This is a genomic window from Pontimicrobium sp. MEBiC01747, assembly GCF_053601635.1.
In genome coordinates this window covers 1-1,568 of record NZ_JBSHNS010000489.1, presented here as the reverse complement: position 1 = coordinate 1,568, position 1,568 = coordinate 1, and the positions used below count along the sequence as shown (strand labels likewise).

Below are 1,568 nucleotides of genomic sequence, written 5' to 3'. Positions count from 1 at the left end.
GTTGTAGGTGATGTAGATTTTAGAACTGTTAAAAAGCAAATAAAAAAATATTTTGCTAGCTGGGATACTATGGTAGAAGTACAAACAACTGTTTTACCTCCAAAAGCAAATGTAAAATACACGCAAATTAATTTTGTAGACATGCCAAATGCGGTACAATCTAATATATCCTTAACAAACAATGTGTCCTTAAAAATGAATGATGAAGATTTTTTTGGAGCAAAAATTGCTAACTATATTTTAGGTGGTGGTGGTGAAGGTTATTTATTTTTAAACCTTCGTGAAGACAAAGCATATACTTACGGATCTTATTCTAGTTTAGGTACAGACAAATATGGAGCAGCAAGATTTAATGCTTTTGCTAAAGTAAGAAATACCGTAACAGACAGTGCAGTTGTTGAAATATTAAAAGAAGTTAACAGAATTAAAACTGAAACTGTTTCAGTAAAAGATCTTAATAACGCAAAAGCAAAATATGTTGGTAGCTTTGTGTTAGCACTAGAGCGCCCAGAAACAATAGCTCGCTACGCTTTAAATATTAAAAAGAATAATTTACCTGAGGATTTCTATACAACTTATCTTAAAAAGGTTAATGCAGTAACTGCAGACGATGTAAAACGTGCTGCAAATAAATACTTTACCTCAGAAAACGCAAGAATAGTTGTAGTTGGCAAAGGTAGTGATGTATTAGAAAACCTTGAAAAAACAGGAATTCCAATTAAATACTACGACAAATATGCTAAACCTGTAGACAAACCTGTATATTCTAAACCTATTCCTAAAGGAGTAACTGCACAAACTGTAATAAGTGACTATATTAAAGCTGTAGGTGGAGAAACGAAACTAAAAGCAGTTAAAACAGTATTAACAAATGCAGACGTTACAATTGCAGGCGCACCATTCTCTCCAAAAGCAATAATTAAAGCTATGGCGCCAAATAAAATTTCTATGGAAATGGTTGCCGAAGGTATGGGTACATTAATGAAGCGTAAATTTGATGGTTCCAATGGATATCAAGAACAAATGGGACGTAAAGTACCAATGAGTGAAAAAGAATTAGATAAACAAAAATCTACAAAAGGGTTATTTCCAGAATTATATTATAATGAGTCTAACATTTCATTAGAAAGTTCAACTACTATTGATGGTGTTGATGTATACAAAATAAAAGTAACAGAAGGAGAGGATGTATCTTATAGATACTACAGTGTAGAAAATGGTTTATTAGTACAATCTGAGTCTACATCAGAGGCACAAGGACAATCCATGACTACTATAGAAAATGTATCCGATTACAAATCTGTAGATGGCATTAAATTTCCTTACACTCAAAAAATAACAGTAGGTCCACAAGTTATTACTTTACAATCTACCGATGTTAAAATTAACGAAGGTGTAACCGAAGAAGATTTTAATTAATCTATAAATTTATATCTATAAAAAAAACCGAAGTTTATCACTTCGGTTTTTTTATATCTTTTACTTTTTATTAGCTAAATACACGCCTATTAAAATAATTAGCGTTGCAAAACCCTGTAATACACTAAATTCTTCTCCATCTATAAGCC

Annotated in this window: 1 protein-coding gene; it reads left to right on the top strand. The window is 31.4% G+C overall.

Annotated elements, in window-relative coordinates; all coding sequences use genetic code 11:
- The coding region (locus ACVC2P_RS16240) for an insulinase family protein (RefSeq protein ID WP_452599506.1) at window positions 1-1,419 on the top strand (1,419 nt) is incomplete at its 5' end.
- Window positions 1,420-1,568: the final 149 nt, after the last annotated feature.